Origin of the sequence: Yinghuangia sp. YIM S10712, from assembly GCF_051388935.1 — a bacterium.
GTDB lineage: Bacteria > Actinomycetota > Actinomycetes > Streptomycetales > Streptomycetaceae > Yinghuangia.
Genome location: NZ_JBPKBI010000003.1, coordinates 403,030 through 421,234, shown reverse-complemented (window position 1 = coordinate 421,234; position 18,205 = coordinate 403,030). Strand labels below are relative to the sequence as shown.

17 protein-coding genes are annotated in these 18,205 nt (G+C 70.2%); 9 read left to right on the top strand and 8 right to left on the bottom strand.

Features of this window, described 5'->3' with window-relative positions:
• Positions 1 to 56: 56 nt before the first annotated feature.
• Positions 57 to 2,357: a transglycosylase domain-containing protein gene (locus ACRX5W_RS11295; protein ID WP_436787889.1), complete on the bottom strand. Its 2,301-nt coding sequence runs from the start codon at positions 2,355 to 2,357 to the stop codon at positions 57 to 59.
• 357 nt (positions 2,358 to 2,714) lie between these two features.
• On the opposite strand from ACRX5W_RS11295, the gene ACRX5W_RS11290 reads away from it, so the two are divergent.
• Positions 2,715 to 3,041: a WhiB family transcriptional regulator gene (locus tag ACRX5W_RS11290; RefSeq protein ID WP_436787888.1), complete on the top strand. Its 327-nt coding sequence runs from the start codon at positions 2,715 to 2,717 to the stop codon at positions 3,039 to 3,041.
• 186 nt (positions 3,042 to 3,227) lie between these two features.
• On the opposite strand, the gene ACRX5W_RS11285 is transcribed toward ACRX5W_RS11290, so the two are convergent.
• Positions 3,228 to 4,499 carry an ArsA family ATPase gene (locus ACRX5W_RS11285; RefSeq protein ID WP_436787887.1) on the bottom strand — a complete coding sequence of 424 codons (1,272 nt, stop codon included), beginning with the start codon at positions 4,497 to 4,499 and terminating at the stop codon, positions 3,228 to 3,230.
• Positions 4,496 to 5,458 (bottom strand): ArsA family ATPase, encoded by a 963-nt coding sequence (locus ACRX5W_RS11280; RefSeq protein WP_436788046.1) that lies wholly within the window; start codon positions 5,456 to 5,458, stop codon positions 4,496 to 4,498. Before ACRX5W_RS11280 ends, ACRX5W_RS11285 begins: the two co-directional genes overlap by 4 nt.
• 175 nt (positions 5,459 to 5,633) lie before the next feature.
• Between ACRX5W_RS11280 and ACRX5W_RS11275 the strand changes: the two genes are divergently transcribed.
• From ACRX5W_RS11275 to ACRX5W_RS11260, 4 genes are all read left to right on the top strand, one after another.
• Complete coding sequence (locus ACRX5W_RS11275) at positions 5,634 to 5,792, top strand: DUF4177 domain-containing protein (RefSeq protein WP_231773247.1); 159 nt, start codon at positions 5,634 to 5,636, stop codon at positions 5,790 to 5,792.
• The gene (locus tag ACRX5W_RS11270) at positions 5,789 to 6,262 is read left to right on the top strand and encodes a RidA family protein (protein WP_436787886.1); all 474 of its coding nucleotides are present in this window, start codon (positions 5,789 to 5,791) and stop codon (positions 6,260 to 6,262) included. The genes ACRX5W_RS11275 and ACRX5W_RS11270 overlap by 4 nt, the downstream gene beginning before the upstream one ends.
• A gap of 105 nt (positions 6,263 to 6,367) precedes the next feature.
• Positions 6,368 to 7,213, top strand: coding sequence for an NUDIX hydrolase (locus ACRX5W_RS11265; protein WP_436787885.1), 846 nt, complete (start codon positions 6,368 to 6,370; stop codon positions 7,211 to 7,213).
• A 22-nt stretch (positions 7,214 to 7,235) separates the two neighbouring features.
• Positions 7,236 to 8,063: an MBL fold metallo-hydrolase gene (locus tag ACRX5W_RS11260; protein WP_436787884.1), complete on the top strand. Its 828-nt coding sequence runs from the start codon at positions 7,236 to 7,238 to the stop codon at positions 8,061 to 8,063.
• Between the two features lie 13 nt (positions 8,064 to 8,076).
• On the opposite strand, the gene ACRX5W_RS11255 is transcribed toward ACRX5W_RS11260, so the two are convergent.
• Positions 8,077 to 8,751 carry a Crp/Fnr family transcriptional regulator gene (locus tag ACRX5W_RS11255; RefSeq protein WP_231773251.1) on the bottom strand — a complete coding sequence of 225 codons (675 nt, stop codon included), beginning with the start codon at positions 8,749 to 8,751 and terminating at the stop codon, positions 8,077 to 8,079.
• Positions 8,752 to 9,012: 261 nt separating this feature from the next.
• On the opposite strand from ACRX5W_RS11255, the gene nth reads away from it, so the two are divergent.
• The 3 genes from nth (at position 9,013) to ACRX5W_RS11240 (ending at position 11,883) form a co-directional block, all read left to right on the top strand.
• On the top strand, positions 9,013 to 9,813 hold the full coding sequence (gene nth, locus ACRX5W_RS11250; RefSeq protein ID WP_436788045.1) for an endonuclease III: 801 nt from the start codon (positions 9,013 to 9,015) through the stop codon (positions 9,811 to 9,813).
• Complete coding sequence (locus ACRX5W_RS11245; protein ID WP_436787883.1) at positions 9,810 to 10,562, top strand: NUDIX hydrolase; 753 nt, start codon at positions 9,810 to 9,812, stop codon at positions 10,560 to 10,562. The genes nth and ACRX5W_RS11245 overlap by 4 nt, the downstream gene beginning before the upstream one ends.
• 136 nt (positions 10,563 to 10,698) lie before the next feature.
• The gene (locus tag ACRX5W_RS11240; protein ID WP_436787882.1) at positions 10,699 to 11,883 is read left to right on the top strand and encodes a MarP family serine protease; all 1,185 of its coding nucleotides are present in this window, start codon (positions 10,699 to 10,701) and stop codon (positions 11,881 to 11,883) included.
• 322 nt (positions 11,884 to 12,205) lie between these two features.
• Here ACRX5W_RS11240 and ACRX5W_RS11235 read toward each other — a convergent pair whose 3' ends face one another.
• The 3 genes from ACRX5W_RS11235 to nhaA form a co-directional block, all read right to left on the bottom strand.
• Positions 12,206 to 13,126: an alpha/beta fold hydrolase gene (locus ACRX5W_RS11235; RefSeq protein ID WP_436787881.1), complete on the bottom strand. Its 921-nt coding sequence runs from the start codon at positions 13,124 to 13,126 to the stop codon at positions 12,206 to 12,208.
• A gap of 94 nt (positions 13,127 to 13,220) precedes the next feature.
• Positions 13,221 to 13,640, bottom strand: a complete 420-nt coding sequence (locus ACRX5W_RS11230; protein WP_436787880.1) for a phage holin family protein — start codon at positions 13,638 to 13,640, stop codon at positions 13,221 to 13,223.
• Between the two features lie 200 nt (positions 13,641 to 13,840).
• The gene (gene nhaA / locus ACRX5W_RS11225) at positions 13,841 to 15,187 is read right to left on the bottom strand and encodes a Na+/H+ antiporter NhaA (protein ID WP_436787879.1); all 1,347 of its coding nucleotides are present in this window, start codon (positions 15,185 to 15,187) and stop codon (positions 13,841 to 13,843) included.
• Positions 15,188 to 15,614: 427 nt separating this feature from the next.
• Here nhaA and ACRX5W_RS11220 point away from each other — a divergent pair, with 427 nt between their 5' ends.
• Positions 15,615 to 16,127: a protein-tyrosine phosphatase family protein gene (locus tag ACRX5W_RS11220; protein WP_436787878.1), complete on the top strand. Its 513-nt coding sequence runs from the start codon at positions 15,615 to 15,617 to the stop codon at positions 16,125 to 16,127.
• Between the two features lie 46 nt (positions 16,128 to 16,173).
• On the opposite strand, the gene acs is transcribed toward ACRX5W_RS11220, so the two are convergent.
• Positions 16,174 to 18,144 (bottom strand): acetate--CoA ligase, encoded by a 1,971-nt coding sequence (gene acs / locus ACRX5W_RS11215; protein ID WP_436787877.1) that lies wholly within the window; start codon positions 18,142 to 18,144, stop codon positions 16,174 to 16,176.
• Positions 18,145 to 18,205 lie beyond the last annotated feature (61 nt).

Below are 18,205 nucleotides of genomic sequence, written 5' to 3'. Positions count from 1 at the left end.
CCACGCAAGTTGCGTGGCCCCCCACCGTTCTGGGTCGTCTCGTGCCGCCGCTTCGGTTACCTCGGCCCGGGCGGGAGGTTCGGCCCGGTGGGGATGGTCGGTGTATTCGGGCGACCCGGCTGGTCGGGCTGCCCCGGTTGGTTCGGTTGTCCGGGTTGGTTCGGCTGGCCCGGCTGCCCCGGCGGCGGCGTCTTCGGTGCGTGCTGCTCGACCGGCGGCGGAATCACACCTGCCGGGACCGGGGTGAAGTTCAGCTTCGGCTCGCCGGCGAGGGCGCCGACCATCGCGTTCTTCCAGATCGGCGCCGGAATCGAACCGCCGAACACCTCGTAGACCCGCTTGCCGCCGATCATGATGCCGCCGCTGGGCTCCATCGTGATCGGCTTCTTCGGGTGGCCGACCCACACCGCGGTGGACAGTTGCGGCGTGTAGCCGACGAACCAGGCGTTCGTCTTGAAGTCGGTGGTACCGGTCTTGCCGGCGCTGGCCCGGTCTTCGAGCCCGGCCTTCTTACCCGTGCCGCTCTCGGTTACACCCGCGAGCAGCGCGTTGAGAATGTCGGCGTTCTCGGCCTTGATCAGCTGGCGGCAGTTCGCCGACGGTACTGGGAGCTTGCTGCCGTCGAGGCGGGTGATCTCGGTGATCGCCACCGGGTCGCAGTACTTGCCGCGCGCCGCGAAGGTCGCGTACGCGTTGGCCATCGAGATCGGGGTGACCGAGTCGCTGCCGAGCGTCAGCGACGGGGTCTGATCCAACGGCTCGCCATTACCGAGCGTGACGCCCATGCTCTGTGCCAGCGTCGCCACCGGGCAGATGCCGATCTGCTGTTCGAGCATGACGAAGTAGGTGTTGATCGAGTACTTGAGCCCGGTTTGCATGTCGTACGTGCCGAACTCGCTCTCCGTCTCGTTCTTCAGGCCCTTCTTGCCATCCCAACCCTCACCCTTGGCGGTGCCCTCGCAGGTCGTGAACACCTGGTCGTCGAACTTCATGATGTGCGACTCGGTCGTATACGACTGCCCCGGGCTCACCCCCCGCTCCAACGCCGCCGCAGCTGTGATCGGCTTGAACGTCGAGCCCGGCTGGAAGCCCAGTTCCGAGCCTCCCATCGCCTTGCCCACCGAGTAGTTGATGACGGTCTCGTTCTTCGTGTCCTCGAAACCGTACGGGCGGCTCTGAGCCATGCCCTTGATCTCACCGGTCCCCGGTTCGATCATCACCACCGCGTCGGCGACGTCCTCTGTCTGAAGGACGCCCTTGGTGGCCGCCTTGTAGGCCGCCTCCTGCATCTTCGGGTCGAGCGTCGTCTTGATGCGCAGGCCGCCCGCGCGCCACAGGGCGTCGCGCTCCTCCTGCGTCTTGCCGAACAGCGGGTCGTTCTTCATGACGTTCTTGACGTAGTCGCAGAAGAACGCGGAGCCGTTGACCTCGTTGGCCGAGATGCAGCCGTTCTTCAGCGGCTGCACGTTGAGGCCGAGGTCGGTGGCCTTCGCCGCCTCCACCTCGGCCTCCGGCGCGGCGCCGACCTCGGCCATGCGCTGCAACACGAGGTTGCGGCGTTCCAGGGCCGATTCCGGCTGTGCGATCGGGTCGTACTTCGTCGGTGCGTTGACGACGCCGGCGAGCAGAGCGGCCTGAGGCAGCGTCAGGTCACGGGCGTGGACGCCGAAGTAGCGGTACGCCGCGGCCTCGATACCGAACGCGCGCTGGCCGAACGGGATGAGGTTGAGGTAGCGCTCCAGGATCTCCCGCTTGCTGAAGCGCTGTTCCATGCCGATCGCGTACTTGAGCTCCTTGATCTTGCGGGAGAGCTCCTGCTTGGTGGCGTCGGCCACCTTCGCGGGGTCGTCGCCGGCCAGTTCGACGAAGATGTTCTTGACGTACTGCTGGGTCAGGCTGGAGCCGCCTTGCGTCTCGCCGCCGGACTGGTTCTTGATGAGCGCGCGCAGTGTGCCCTTGAGGTCGATCGGGCCGTGTTCGTAGAACCGCGAGTCCTCGATGGCCACGATGGCCTGCTGCATCACCGGCGCGATGTCGTCGATTTTGACGATCACGCGGTAACGGTCGTACACCGTCGCGAGCAGGTTGCCCCCCGCGTCGTAGATGTACGACGGCTGGGCGAGGAACGGCGCCTCAAGCTCGTCGGGGAACTCGTCGAAGTTCTCGGCACCGGCCTTGGCGGTCAGTCCGAGACCGCCGACGATGGGGAGCGCGATGCCGGCGACGAGGGCGCCGGCCAGCACGCTGGCGCCGATGAACGCGGCGATTCGGCCGGTGAATCCCAGGAACGACTTGGGGCGTGCGGGCCCACGACCGGATGCGCCGGGGCGGGGAGTGCCGGAGGGGGTACGGGCCATGCGCCACAGACTACGTGCCGAAACAGCCCGCACGGCGCAGGTACTTCGCCTAGTCTGTAACAGCAGCCGGGGGACAGCTCCCCTCTCCTCGTTCACTCTTTCGAGTGAATTCGGTCGAAGGCGGGATGGACCCGGCGGGCACTCCGGTGGACCTATTCGGGGGCGAAGCTCCAGGCAGCGCAAGGGATTTCACCCGTACGGGTGGGTTCATATTCGCGCATAGTCCGTCCGGGTCATTCATGACTGCCCAGTAGGGGCTGTTGCGCGCGCCCGTCTTTTCGTAGCGTCCTGTTTGGCGACGGGATTTCCCGTCACCGCCGTAGGGGGAGCCTCGAATCGGGAGAGGACGGCACCAGCATGAGCTGGGTTACCGACTGGAACGCACTGGCCGCATGCCGCGCCAGCGATCCGGATGAGCTGTTCGTGCAGGGGGCGGCCCAAAATCGTGCCAAGGCGGTGTGCACCGGATGTCCGGTGCGTACCGAATGCCTTGCCGACGCCCTCGACAATCGCGTCGAGTTCGGTGTTTGGGGAGGGATGACGGAGCGGGAGCGGCGCGCGTTGTTGCGCCGAAGGCCGACCGTCACTTCCTGGCGCAGGCTCTTGGAGACGGCCCGCGAGGAGTACGAGCGGGAGATCCACGCGGACTACGACGACAACCTCGGTCTGCGCGCTGCCGGCTGACGCCATGTCAGGCCGTTTCGGCGACCGGCACGCGCGCACGACCGACGCACGCACCACCCGCACCACCGACGCGCACCTGAGGGTCCGCGGGCCCGGGAGTCAGGCCCCGGTCCGAGGACCCGGGTGCGAGCGCCGGGGGTTCCGTCGTCATGGGCACGCGCGTCTCGGCCCGTGCCCTGGTCGGCGTCAGCCCAGGTGGCGACCGATCGCTCGGAGCCCGTCGAGGTCGTGCACATCGCCGGGCAGCGCGGGCACTTCCACCACGGGCACGTCCGGGTGGATCGAGGCGAACCGGGTGCGGACTCGGTCCTCGCGGCCGATCATCCGCAGGCGCTCGGCGTGCAGGGTGAGGAGTCCGGCGACCAGCCGCAGCTCCTTCGCCGAGGGACCGTCCTCGGTCGGCTCGGCGTCCTCGTCGAGGGCTTGTTCGAGCAAGGTCTCGGCAGCCGCCGCGCTGCGTTCCGCGGACAGTTGGCCCGCGCCCGTCGCGTGCACGCGGTTGAGCACGAGCCCGGCCAACGGCATCGACTCCGCGTCCAGGCGTTCGACGAAGTACGCCGCCTCACGCAGCGCGTCCTTCTCGGGCGCGGCCACGACGAGGAACGCCGTTCCAGGCGCCTGGAGCAGCCGGTACGTCGCATCGGCGCGTTCACGGAAGCCGCCGAACGTCGTGTCGAGCGCCGCGACGAAGGTCTGGATGTCGGTGAGCAGGTGCGCGCCCACGACCTTGTTGAGCGCGCTCGTCATCAGGCCCATGCCGGCGGACAGGAACTTCAGCGCGCCGCGTCCGCCGACCTTGGCCGGCGCCGACAGGATCCGGATCAGCCGCCCGTCGAGGAACGACCCGAGGCGTTGCGGTGCGTCGAGGAAGTCGAGCGCCGACCGGCTCGGGGGAGTGTCGACGATGATGAGGTCCCACGTGTTGCCCGCGTGCAGTTGGCCCAGCTTCTCCATCGCCATGTACTCCTGCGTCCCGGCGAAGCTGGACGACAGCGACTGGTAGAACGGGTTTTCGAGGATCTGCCGGGCGCGCTCGGGGTCCGCGTGCTGTTCGACGATCTCGTCGAACGTCCGTTTCATGTCGAGCATCATGGCGTGCAGGCTGCCGCCCTTGGTCTCGTCGACGTCGGCCACGCGCCGGGGCGTGTTGTCGAGCTCGGTGAGACCCATCGACTGCGCGAGGCGGCGGGCCGGGTCGATCGTGAGCACGACGACGTCCCGGCCGCGTTCGGCGGCGCGCAGGGCGAGCGCCGCCGCGGTCGTCGTCTTGCCGACGCCGCCCGAGCCGCAGCACACCACGATGCGGGTGGCGGGATCGTCGATGAGCGGGTCGATGTCCAGTGGCCGGGTCGTCTGCCGGGTCGTCTGCCGGGCTGGCCTCCGGGGGGTCCGCCCGGCAGCGCCCTCGGAGCCGCGCGTGCGGCCGGTGCCGTCGGACGGTGTCGTTGCCGCGGTCATGCCACTCCCTGGTCGCGCAGTGCGTCGGCGAGGCGGTAGAGGCCGCCCAGGTCCACTCCGTCGGGGAGCAGCGGGAGCTCGTACACCGGCAGACCCAGACCGCGCACGGTGCGGCGCTCGTCGGTCTCCAGCATGATCCGGCTCGCGTGCTCGTCGGCCTCGTCGAGGAGTGCGGCGACGAGGGGCTTGGTCGGGCGTACGCCGGCCGCCCGCAGGCCGGCTTCCAGCACGTCGGGGGTGAGCCCGTCCCCGGTGTCGGTTTCGTCGTCGACGTGCAGCGGAGGCCGGGTCATGTTGACCACGACGCCGCCCACCGGAAGCCCGGTGCCGTGCAGCTCGGCGACGCCGTCGACGGTCTCCTGGACCGGCATCTCCTCCAGCAGCGTCACCAGGTGCACCGCGGTCTCGGGCGACCGCAGCACGCGCATGACCGCCTCGGCCTGCGAGTGGATCGGACCGAACCGAGCGAGCCCGGCGACCTCGGTGTTGACGTTGAGGAAGCGGCTGATGCGCCCGGTCGGCGGCGCGTCCATGACGACGGCGTCGTACGCCCATTGGCCACGGTCGCCTTTCGCCCGTCTCCGCACGGCCTCGCACGCCTTGCCGGTGAGCAGCACGTCGCGCAGGCCGGGGGCGATCGTGGTGGCGAAGTCGATGGCGCCGAGCTTCTTCAGGCCCTTTCCGGTGCGGCCCAGGTGGTAGAACATGTCGAGGTAGTCGAGCAGTGCCTCTTCGGGGTCGATGGCGAGCGCATACACCTCACCGCCGCCCGGCGCCACCGCGATCTTGCGTTCCTCATAGGGGAGTTCCGCGGTCTCGAAGAGTTGTGCGATGCCCTGCCGTCCTTCGACCTCGACGAGCAGGGTGCGGCGGCCGCCGTGGGCGAGCGCGAGGGCGAGGGCCGCGGCCACGGAGGTCTTGCCGGTGCCGCCCTTGCCGCTGACCACATGGAGGCGCACTCCCTCCCAGTCGGAGTCTGCGTCCGGCGCGGAGCCCGCGTCGTTCTCGCGGGGAATGTCGGCTTCAGTCACCTGGCTCACGTTGTCGAGACTAACCATCCGCCGAGGGGCCGCACCGCCCGCGGTCCGAGCGGGTGACAGGTCTCACGCACGGGCCGCGTTAGAGTCGCGTCCCATGAAGAAGTGGGAGTACTTCACCGCGCCGTTGCTGATCCACAACACCAAGCAGATCCTCGACACCTTCGGTGAGGACGGCTGGGAGCTCGTCCAGGTCGTGCCGGGGCCCAACCCGGAGAACCTGGTCGCGTACTTCAAGCGGGAGAAGCAGTCGTGACCGACGAGTCCGCACACCCGGAGGACAGGCTGGCCGCGCTCGGCCTGTCCCTCCCGGAGGTCGCCGCGCCCGTCGCCGCCTACGTCCCGGCGCTGCGCACCGGCAACCACATCCACACCTCGGGCCAACTCCCCAGCGTCGACGGGAAGTTGCTCCAGACCGGCAAGGTCGGTGCCGAGGTGACCGCAGACGAGGCCAAGGCCCTCGCGCGGCAGTGCGCGCTCAACGCCCTGGCCGCGGTCAAGTCCGAGCTCGGCGACCTGGCCCTCGTCCGCCGCGTGGTCAAGGTCGTCGGCTTCGTGGCGAGCGACCCCGGCTTCACCGGCCAGCCGGGGGTGGTCAACGGCGCGAGCGAACTGCTCGGCGAGGTCTTCGGCGAGGCCGGCCGGCACGCGCGCAGCGCCGTCGGTGTCGCGGTGCTCCCGCTCGACGCGCCGGTCGAGGTGGAGGTCGTCGTCGAGGTCGTGTGAGTGTCGGCATAAACGGTTCGGTCGCGGCGGCCGGTTCGGTCGCCCGCTGCCGTTCCCGCATATGACGGCCTGTCGGATCTTCGCGGTGCCGCGTAGCATCCGCGCATGACTTCGTCCGGCATCCCCGCATTCTGGTTCGAGCGTGCGCGCGCCATGCTCCGGGGCGAGCTGGTCCCGGTCGAGGCCCGCCGTGCGGCGACCGTCGTGCTGCTGCGCGGGCGCCCCGACGGGCTCCAGACGTACCTGCTGCGGCGGCATGCGGGCATGAAGTTCGCCGCCGGCGTGTACGCGTTCCCCGGCGGCGGCGTGGATCCGCGCGACGCGGACCATGAGGTCGCCTGGGCGGGGCCCACACCGGAGGAGTGGGCGGCGCGTTTCCGGACGTCGCCGTCCGAGGCGCGGGCGATCGTCGCCGCCGCCGTTCGCGAGACCTTCGAGGAGTCGGGTGTCCTGCTCGCCGGGCCGGACACCGACTCGGTGGTCTCCGACACCACCGGGGACGACTGGGAGGCCGACCGAGCCGCCCTCGTCGGACGCAGCCTCGGCCTGACCGAGTTCCTCGACCGCCGCGGCCTCGTGCTGCGCTCGGACCTGCTGGGCGCGTGGTCCCGCTGGATCACCCCGGAGTTCGAGGAACACCGGTACGACACCTGGTTCTTCGTCGCCGCCCTGCCCGAGGGTCAGCGCACCCGCGACGTCTCCGGCGAAGCCGACCGGGTCACGTGGGCGCGGCCCGCCGACGCGCTCGCCGACCTCAAGGCGGGACGGTACGGCATGCTCCCGCCGACCATCGAGACCCTGCGCAACCTGACCGCGTACGACGCCCCCGCGAAGGCCCTGGACGCCGCCGACGGCCGGGACCTCGAACCGATCATGGCGAAGCCGCGCTATGAGGGCGACCGCCTGGTCATCGCGTGGCCCGGCATCCCGGACCCCTTCGGCACCGCCTGACCGCCGTCGGAAAGACTGGACCATGGACTCTTACCGCATCCCGGGAGACCCCCGGCAGGTCGTGGCCGGCCCCGCCACCCCCCGGACGACGTGTGTCCTGGCCCCCAACCCGAGCCCCATGACGCTCGACGGCACCAACACCTGGGTCGTCGCCGAGCCGGGCGCGAACCGCGCGGTGGTGATCGACCCCGGGCCGCTGGACGAAGGACACCTGCGGGCCGTGCTGGCGACCGCCGAGGAACGCGGCGCGCGTATCGCCGAGATCCTGCTGACGCACGGCCACGGCGACCACTCCGAGGCCGCCCCGCGCCTCGCCGAGCTGGCCGGCTGCGGTGTCCGGGCTCTCGATCCCGCGCACCGCCTGGGCAGCGAGGGTCTGGTGGAGGGCGACGTCGTGACGACCGGCGGCCTGGAGCTGCGCGTCATGGCCACGCCCGGGCACTCGTGGGATTCGCTGTCGTTCGTCCTCCCGGCCGACGACCTGGTCCTGACCGGCGACACGATCCTCGGGCGCGGCACCACGGTCGTCGCGCACCCGGACGGCACGCTGGGCGCGTATCTCGACTCCCTGGCCCGCCTGCGCGCTCTCGTGGGGGCGGGCGAGGTGAGCCGCGTGCTGCCCGCACACGGCCCCGTCCTCGACGACGCGCACGGCGTGATCGAGTTCTATCTCGAACACCGTGCGGAACGCCTGGCCCAGGTCGAGGCGGCGGTCGCCCTCGGCGACACCACCGCCCGCGAGGTCGTCGAACGCGTGTACGCCGACGTCGACCCGGCGCTGTGGTGGGCCGCCGAGCTGTCCGTGCGCGCGCAACTCGACTACTTGAAGGAGCGCGGCCCGGGCGCCTGACGGCCGCGCGCGGTCAGCGGGAGCGGCGGGACAGGCGCTCGACGTCCAGCAGCACGACGGCACGGGCCTCCAGGCGGAGCCAACCGCGGCTGGCGAAGTCGGCGAGGGCCTTGTTGACCGTCTCGCGCGATGCGCCGACCAGTTGGGCAAGCTCCTCCTGCGTCAGGTCGTGCGCGACGTGGATGCCCTCCTCCGCCGGCACGCCGAAACGGCGGGACAGGTCGAGCAGCGCCTTCGCGACACGGCCGGGCACGTCCGAGAAGACCAGGTCGGCCAGGCTCTCGTTGGTGCGCCGCAGACGGCGGGCTATGGCCCGCAGCAGCGACAACGCGACCTTGGGGCGGCCGTTGAGCCACGGCTGGAGGTCCTGGTGGCCCAGGCCGAGCAGCCGTACGTCGGTCAGCGCCGTGGCGGTCGCGGTACGCGGCCCGGGGTCGAAGAGCGACAGCTCGCCGAACATCTCGCTGGGGCCGAGCACCGCGAGCATGTTCTCGCGGCCGTCGTTCGAGCTGCGGTGCAGCTTGATTTTGCCTTCTATGACCACGTACAGGCGGTCACCCGGGTCGCCTTCGTGGAAGAGCGAGTCACCGCGTTCAAGCCCGACCTCGGTCATGGAGGCACGCAGCTCGGCGGCGTCCTCATCTTCGAGAGCCGCGAACAGCGGCGCCCGTTGCAGAACGTCGTCCACGAGGGGTCCCTCCTTGCCGGTTCCGATCACCCGATCGGAGCCTGGCGGTCAAACAGTGCGATCGGTCACAGTCTGACGCACGCGGATCGGGTTTGTGCACGCGGGTGGTCCGAGAGGCCATCCGGGAGATGCCGGGTGTGTCGGACATATCCCCCTGGCTGATCGGGTGTATGCGCAAGGCCTTCTCCGCCGGGCGCCGTCGCGGACCTGCGGTGTGCACCACATGTTTAGCACTCGTCTGCGTACTCTGGCCGAGTGCCCATGAAAAAGCCGGAGAGCCGTCTGGCTCTCGTCCGCCGTGCCCGTCGGATCAACCGGGAGCTCGGCGAGCTCTACCCGGGCGCACACTGCGAGCTCGACTACGACGACGCCTTCCAGCTTCTCGTGGCCGTCGTGCTCTCCGCGCAGACCACCGACCGCAGCGTCAACAACGTCACACCCACGTTGTTCGCCCGGTACCCGGACGCGGAGGCACTGGCCGGGGCGGAGCCCGCCGAGCTTGAGGCGATCATCAAGCCGACCGGTTTCTTCCGGGCCAAGTCGCGTGCGCTGACCGGCCTCGCCCAGGCCTTGTGCGACAACTTCGGCGGCCGGGTTCCGCGCCGGCACGCCGATCTCGTGACGCTGCCCGGCGTCGGGCGCAAGACCGCCAACGTGGTGCTCGGCGAGGCGTATGGCGTGCCCGGCATCAGTGTCGACACCCACTTCGGGCGCCTCGCGCGGCGCTTCGGCTGGACCGCCGAGGACGACCCGGTCAAGGTCGAGCACGAGGTCGGCGCGCTGTTCCCGAAGAAGGACTGGACGCTGTTGTCCCACCGGGTGATCTTCCACGGCCGGCGCGTGTGCCACGCGCGCAAGCCGGCGTGCGGGGCGTGCGGCATAGCGTCGCTTTGTCCGTCGTACGGCGAGGGCGAGACCGACCCGGACAAGGCCAGGAAGCTGTTGAAGTACGAACTGGCCGGGCAGCCCGGCCAGCGCCTTCGGCCACCGGCGACGCCGGTGCTCGCGACCGGGGCCGTACCCGTGATCGGGGCGGCACCAGGGGAGGGGACTGCCACATGACCGAGAGCAGCCCGAATACGGGCGTCGTCGACGACGGATTGCCCGCGTGGCTTCATCCGTTCGCAGCCGTCGGCCGCACCGTGCGGCCCGAGCAGCTCAGCCGCTTCCTGCCACCGGAAAGCGGTGGCCGCCAGTCCGCCGTGCTGGTGCTTTTCGGCGAGGGCGAGGACGGCCCGGACGTGCTGCTGTTGCAGCGCGCCGGCACACTGCGCAAGCACGCGGGCCAGCCCGCGTTCCCGGGCGGCGCGATCGACCCGGGTGATGACGGGCCGGTCGGTGCCGCGCTGCGCGAGGCACGCGAGGAGACGGGCCTCGACCCGGACTGCGTCGAGGTGTTCGGCACGCTGCCGTCCCTCTACATCCCGGTCAGCAACTTCGTGGTGACGCCCGTGCTCGCATGGTGGCGCGACGACTGCCCGGTGGCACCGGTCGACCAGGGCGAGGTCGCCCGGGTCATCCGCGTGCCGCTCGGCGACCTCGCCGATCCGGCGAACCGTGCGCGGCTGCGCCACCCGAACGGTCACCACGGCCCGGCGTTCCTCGTCGAGGACATGGTGGTGTGGGGGTTCACCGCCGGCCTGCTGGACCGGATACTCGCGTTCGCCGGCTGGGAGCGGCCGTGGGACCAGGAGCGCCACGTCGAACTGAGCGAGGCCGAGTGGCGTCTCGCGCGGCGCGGATACGACCCTTACGAGGAGACGGCGGCGGACCCGCCGCACGGTCCCGCGCGCAGCGCGCCGGGGCACTGACGTAGCGTCAAGTGGCCGACACCTCACGGGCCGACGCATTCCGGCCGGACGGGCCGTGGGGTGCGTGCGCCACACCACCCCGACGAGGTCACCACCACTGCGGACATCAGGCGTCCGACCGTGAGAACGTGACACGGTGAACGTCCTCGACCTGATCCTCATCGTCGCCGCGGTGGCGTTTGCGGTCTCCGGCTATCGCCAGGGCTTCATCGTCGGCGTGCTGTCGTTCATCGGGTTCCTCGGCGGCGGCGTGCTGGGGATGTGGTTGGTGCCGTTCCTCCTGGAGCACTTCGAACCGGGGCTCGGCCCGTCGATCGCGGCGATCTGCGTCGTGCTCGTCCTCGCCACGCTCGCCCAGGCGCTGGCCACCGCACTCGGCAGCCGCCTGCGCCGGCACCTGACCTGGACGCCGGCGAAGGTCGTCGACGCCGCCGGCGGTGCGGTGGTCAGCGTGTCCGCGCTGCTGGTGGTGGTGTGGCTGATCGGGTCGTCGGTCGCCGGGTCGACGATGCCGACGGTCGCCCGCGAAGTGCGCGGGTCACAGGTGCTCGGGGGCGTGCAGAAGGTGCTGCCGCAGGGCGCCGACACGTGGTTCTCGTCGTTCAGCAACCTGCTGGACAGCAACGGATTCCCGCAGGTGTTCAGCCCGTTCGTGCACGAGGACATCCCGCAGGTGCCGCCGCCGGACCCGGCGCTGCTGGCCTCGTCGGCGGTCACGAGCACACGCGACAGCATCGTGAAGATCGTGGGCACGGCGAAGAGTTGCGGCAAGGTGATCGAGGGCTCCGGGTTCGTGTACGCCCCGAACCGCGTGATGACCAACGCGCATGTCGTGGGCGGCGTACGCGAGCCGACCGTGCAAATCGGCGGCGAGGGCAAGCAGTACGACGCCGAAGTGGTGCTGTACGACTGGCGACGCGACATCGCGGTGCTCGCGGTGCCCGGACTCAAGGCGACACCACTCCAGTTCGAGCAGGAAGTGCAACCCGGCTCGGACGCACTGGTGATCGGCTTCCCGGAGAACGGCGCGTTCCACGTCGAACCGGCGCGCGTCCGCGCCGAGATCAAGGCCGGCGGCCCGGACATCTACAAGCGCGGCACGGTCAGCCGCGACGTCTACTCGCTGTACGCCAAGGTGCGGCAAGGCAATTCGGGTGGCCCGCTGATCTCGCCGAACGGCAAGGTCTACGGCGTCATCTTCGCCAAATCACTCGACGACGAGTCGACCGGATACGCGCTGACCGCCGAGGAGATCCACGAGGACATCGAGGCGGGCATCCGCAACACCAAGCCCGTCGACACCCAGGGGTGCGCGCTGTAGCACGCACGCGGTCGAATCCCCGGGATCGGTCAGTGGGGTGCGCGCATTCTCAACGTCAGCCAGCGCACGCGCCGACGCAGTATGGCGACGAGTCCCGCGAAATGCCCCACGCGGTCGGGGGACGACCATTGGTACGTCCGGCTCATGCTCCGGCGCCTACCCAGACGCCCCTGCGGATAACCGCGCCATGCCATGACTCCAGCTTGTCATGCGGACGTTCATCCGGGTTTGTCGATAACTGCCAGGAATTCCGGTCGAGTTGATCGCTTTCATCCAGTCGCGGATCGATGCGGCCGTCGCGCGGCGGGACTTCGCGCGCGCGTCACCGCTCGGGTTCGGGGTCCTTGAGCCAGCCGAGCAGTTCGCGGGTGAAGTCGTCGGGCGCTTCCTCGTGCGGGAAGTGGCCCACACCGTCCAGCAGCCGCCAGCGGTAAGGCGCTTCGACGTACCGGCCGGACCCCGCGGCGCTGCGCGGCAGGACCGCGGCGTCCAGTGCGCCGTGCAAGTGCAGCGTGGGCACCGTGACGGGCGTCTTCATCCGCGCCGCGTACTGGAGGCCGTCGGGGCGCGGCACCGAGCGCACCATCCAGCGGAAGTGCTCGGCGGCGCAGTGCGCGGTGCCGGGGATGAGCATCGCGCGCCGGTACCGGGCGGCGGTGGGCGCGTCCGGCCAACCCGGCGCGGCCCAGGAGCGCATCAGGTCCTCGACCATCGCGGCGTCGTCGCGGACGAGTTGGCGTTCCGGGATCCACGGGCGCTGGAAGGCGAAGATGTGTTTGCTCGCGGCGATCTGGTGCCGGTCGGTGAGCATCGCGCTGCGCAGCCGACGGGGGTGCGGCATCGAGACGGCGACCAGGCGGCGCACGAGCTTCGGGCGCAGTACGGCGGCCGTCCAGGCGAGCGACGCGCCCACCCCGTGGCCGACGACGATGGCGTCCGGTTCGCCGAGTGAGCGGATCACGCCGGTGACGTCGAGGGCGAGGGTGATCGGGTCGTATCCGCGCGGCGGCCGGTCGCTGCCTCCGTATCCGCGCAGGTCCATCGCGACCGCCCGGAAACCGGCGCGGGCGAGCGACTCCATCTGGTGCCGCCACGTCCACCAGAATTCGGGGAAGCCGTGCAGCATCATCACGACCGGGCCTTCGCCGAGCTCGGCGACGTGGAACCGCGCGCCGTTCGCTGCGATGTCCCGGTGCGTCCAGGGACCGTCGATGTTGACCGCAGCGCTCTCGGGAACCGTCACCCCAGCAGAGTCGCACACTTCGGCGTGCGCGTGCGGGGGTGCGCCGCGCCCGGATCGTCGTAAGTGCACCGGAAACGGTGGTGCGTCGGCCGGGTCAGCCGACGCTCTTGAGGGTCGTCACCGTCTCCTGCGTGGTGCGGATCGTGCGCTGCGGCGGCCGGACCTTCTTGAAGAAGACGATGCCGATCAGCGCCAGCAGACCGGCGAGCAGTAGATACGCGCCGCCGACGATCAGGAACGACCAGCCCAGGCCGAGGCCGAGCGCGTGGATGCCGTACGCGATCGCCACGCTCAGGAAGGGGAAGGCGAAGAACGCGAGCGCACCGGCGACGATGAGCGCGCCGCTGCCCTTGACCGCGTGCATCGCGTTGATCTTGAGCTCGCTCTTCGCCAGCTCGATCTCGTTGCGCACGAGCGTGGACATGTCGCGAGTGGCGTCGGAGAAAAGCTCTCCCAGAGACCGCTGGCTGTCGACGGGCACGTCTTGCGCGCGGGGCCTCTCGGTGCCTGCCATGCTCTCTCCTCGTCCTGGCTACGGGCTGTAGCCCCGATCATGCCCTGCCTCGGCGGTCCCGATCCAGCGGGGCGCGGCGTACTGGTGGGACTGATGGGAAAAGCTTGCACCGCCCGCACGAGCGGGCAGGGGAGGCGCCCGCCGCACGACCGTGGCCGCCGCGACCGCCGCGGCCTCGCCCGCGCGGGCAGGCGGACCCGTCAGTCGCGGGACGAGTTGCCGAACGGGTCGCCGATCCCGTTCAGCTTCGCCCGCCGTGCGCGCTCGGCGTCCTCCTGGTAGATGTCCGGGATGCCGTCGCCGTCGGCGTCGAGGTTCTCCTCCTCGACAAGGGCCCGGTACTTGTTGTTGCGCAGGCGCAGCAGCACGGACGCGGAGAGCGCCGCTATCACCGAGCCGACCAGGACGGCGGCCTTGGCCTGCTCGACGAGCGCGGGAGAACCGTGGAAGCCGAGTTCGCTGATCAGCAGCGACACGGTGAAGCCGACGCCGGCGAGCATGGCCAGGCCGAGGATGTCCGCCCAGGCGAGGTCGTCGCTCAGTTCGGCTCGGGTGAACCGGGCGGCGAGATACGTGCCCAGGAAGATGCCGATCGCCTTCCCGAGCACCAGTCCGAGGACGATGCCGAGCGGCATGCGTTGGGTGAACACCTCGCCCAGTGCGCTCCCCGACACCGCCACGCCGGCGGCGAGGAGCGCGAAGATCGGCACCGCGATGCCGGCGGAGATCGGTCGGACGAGGTGTTCGACGTGTTCGGCGGGCGACTTGGTCTCGTCGGGGTCCGGTCGTACGCGCATGAGCAGGCCCATGGCGACGCCGGCGACCGTGGCGTGCACGCCGCTGTCGTGCAGGAGGGCCCAGATGACGACGGCGAGCGGCAGGTAAAACCACCACCCGCGGACCCGGAAGCGCTGCAGCAGGGCGAAGACGACGAGGCCGGCGAAGGCCAGGCCCAGGGCGCCGAACTTCACTTGCTCGGTGTAGAAGACCGCGATCACCAGGATCGCCAGCAGGTCGTCGACCACGGCGAGGGTCAGCAGGAACGCGCGCAGTCCACTCGGCAGGTTGGTGCCGATCACCGCGAGCACCGCGAGGGCGAACGCGATGTCGGTGGCGGTCGGGATCGCCCAGCCGTCGAGCTTGTCGCCGCCGGCGTTGACCGAGAAGTAGAACAGTGCGGGCACGGCCATGCCGCAGACCGCGGCGATCACCGGCAGCGCCGCGGCCGAGGGGGTGCGTAGTTCGCCGACCGCCAGTTCGCGCTTGAGTTCGATGCCGGCGACGAAGAAGAAGATCGCGAGCAGGCCGTCGGACGCCCACGTGCCGAGCGAGAGGTGCAGGTGCAGCGATTCGGGGCCGACGGTGAAGTCCCGCAGATCCTCGTACGCGCTGCTCCACGCGGAGTTCGCCCAGATCAGGGCGACCACCGCGGCGATGAGGAGGAGTGCGCCGCCGACGGTCTCGGTGCGTAGCGCGTCCGCGATGAAGTTGCGCTCGGCGAGGGTGGACGGCCTGCGCAGGAAGGTACGGCGGAGCGCGGATCGCACGAAAAGCCTCCGGGACGCGACGGCTCGCAGGCGGAAACCGCACTGCGAAAACGGACAAACTGCCGAACGCGCAGTGTGCGCGCCGTTGCCGACCAGGCTTCCCGGCGTGCCTCCCGGTGACGGAGACCCTTGGTGTCGGACACCGGTGCCGCCATGGCCCCGAGGACCACGGACAGGCGAGAACAACCCCGACGCGCATCAGTATATCGATAATTTCTCGGGAGCTCCGGCGGTCGGTGTGACGGACTGCCGGTCACGCCGCGGGTTTTGGCCTCCGGTGGCGCTCAAGTCGCTTGTGCCTGTGGGTGGTTCGGGGTGGTCGGCGGTGCCGGCGGAACGGGCGACGGACCTTCGAACGTCTTTTCCGTACTGGGGAATCGCGCCGGGCGGTAGCGTCACGAGCGGTCCGACGGGAGGGGTGAGGTTTGTGAGGGTCCGTCAGCGGGATCGTGATCAACCGGGGCCGGACAGCCCGTGGAACGAGATCATCCACAACCTGTGGATGGGTGGGCATTTCTACCGCACGCCCACGGGCGCTCTCGAACCGGCTGTGGTCCGGGACCAATTCGCGGTCGTGGTCAGCCTGTTCGCGGCCGAAGGGCACGGTCCGGGGCCGGGCGTCGAGCACCACTGCACGGAGATTCCGGACGATCCCCTCAGCACCGAGCAGTTAGCGGTCGTCGAGGTGATGGCGGAGACGGTGTTGGGTGCGCTGCGCGCCGGCCGGCGAACGCTGGTCCGCTGCCACGCGGGCTACAACCGGTCGGGCCTCGTGGTCGCGCAGACCCTGGTGGGGCTGGGCTACGACGCCCCGACCGCGATCAAGATCATCCGCGAACGCCGTTCGCCGTTCGCGCTCAACAACGAGGTGTTCGTGGACTACATGAACACCGGTCTGGACGTCGCGCGCCTGCTGACCGGCCTGGACGCGCCCGCCTGAGGCGAGTCCGGGCCGGTCGGTCGGCGCTGCGCGACGGGACGCTCCGTCAGCCCTCGGAAGGCGCCGAGGGCAGTTTGTCCTGAATGAGCTGCATGACCGAGGCATCGGTCAGCGTCTGCACATCGCCGAGTTCGCGCTTTTCGGCGACGTCGCGCAGTAGCCGGCGCATGATCTTGCCGGACCGCGTCTTGGGCAGTTCGGGGACGATCAGGACACGCTTCGGTTTGGCGATCGGACCGAGCGTCGCACCGACGTGGCCACGCAGTTCGTCGACGATGCCCGGTTCCTCGGCGGCCGTGCCGCGCAGGATGACGAACGCGACGATGGCCTGGCCGGTGGTGGCGTCCGTCGCGCCCACGACCGCGGCCTCGGCGACCTTCGGGTGCGAGACGAGGGCCGACTCGACCTCGGTGGTGGAGATGTTGTGGCCGGAGACGAGCATGACGTCGTCGACGCGGCCGAGCAGCCAGAGGTCGCCGTCCTCGTCCTTCTTGGCACCGTCCCCGGCGAAGTAGAGGCCTTCCCAGCGGGACCAGTAGGTGTCCTTGTAGCGCTGGTCGTCGCCCCAGATGCCGCGCAACATGGACGGCCACGGCTGGGTGAGCACGAGGTAGCCGCCCGCGCCGTCGGGGACCGGTTTGGCGTTCTCGTCGACGACATCGGCGGCGATGCCCGGCAGCGGGCGCATCGCGGAGCCGGGCTTGGTCTCGGTGACGCCCGGCAGCGGGCTGATCATGATGGCGCCGGTCTCGGTCTGCCACCACGTGTCCACGACCGGGCAGCGGTCGCCGCCGATGTTCGTGCGGTACCACATCCACGCCTCCGGGTTGATCGGCTCGCCGACCGAGCCGAGGACGCGCAGGGTGGACAGGTCGAACGCGGCGGGGATGTCGTCGCCCCACTTCATGCACGTGCGGATCGCCGTGGGCGCGGTGTAGAGGATGGTGACGCCGTACTTCTGGACGATCTCCCACCAGCGGCCTCGGTGCGGGGTGTCCGGAGTGCCCTCGTACATGACCTGGGTGCTGCCGTTGGCGAGCGGCCCGTAGACGGCGTACGCGTGGCCGGTGACCCAGCCGATGTCGGCGGTGCACCAGTACACGTCGGTCTCCGGCTTCAGGTCGAAGACCGCGTGCTGGGTGTACGCCGTCTGCGTCAGGAAGCCACCGGAGGTGTGCAGGATGCCCTTCGGCTTCCCGGTGGTGCCGGACGTGTAGAGGATGAACAGCGGGTGCTCGGCCTCGAACGCCTCGGGGGTGTGCGTGTCGGACTGCGCGTCGACCAGGTCGTGCCACCAGACGTCGCGGCCCTCGGTCCATGCGACGTCCTCGCCGGTGCGGCGGACCACGAGGACGCTGCGGACATCGGGGCAGGCGGCGAGCGCGTCGTCGATCGCGGGCTTGAGCGCGGACGGCTTGCCGCGCCGGTAGCCGCCGTCGGCGGTGATGACGACGCGGGCGTCGGCGTCTTTGATGCGTGAGGCGACGGCCTCCGCGGAGAAGCCGCCGAAGACGACCGAGTGCGGGGCACCGATGCGGGCGCACGCGAGCATCGAGACGACGGCTTCCGGGATCATCGGGAGGTAGATGGCGACGCGGTCGCCGGCGCGCACGCCGAGTTCGGTGAGCGCGTTGGCCGCTTTGGCGACTTCGCGGTGCAGGTCGGCGTACGTGAGCGCTCGGCTGTCGCCTGGTTCGCCCTCCCAGTGGATCGCGACGCGGTCGCCGCGACCGGCTTCGACGTGGCGGTCGACGCAGTTGTACGCGACGTTGAGCGTGCCGTCCGCGAACCATTTCGCGAACGGCGCGTTCGACCAGTCGAGAGTTTGCGTCGGTGCGGTGGCCCAGGTGAGGCGCGCGGCCTGCTCGGCCCAGAACCCGAGGCGGTCGGCATCGGCTTTCGCGTACGCCGCCGCCGTCACGTTGGCCGACGCGGCGAACCCGGCGGGCGGGGCGAAGCGGCGCTCCTCCTTGAGCAGGTTGGACAGGGCGGCCTCGTGGTTCTCGGCGTCGCTCACGCGCTCTCCTTCGTCGACCAGATTGGGCGTGACACATTCCAACGCCTGTAGCGAATCAGTG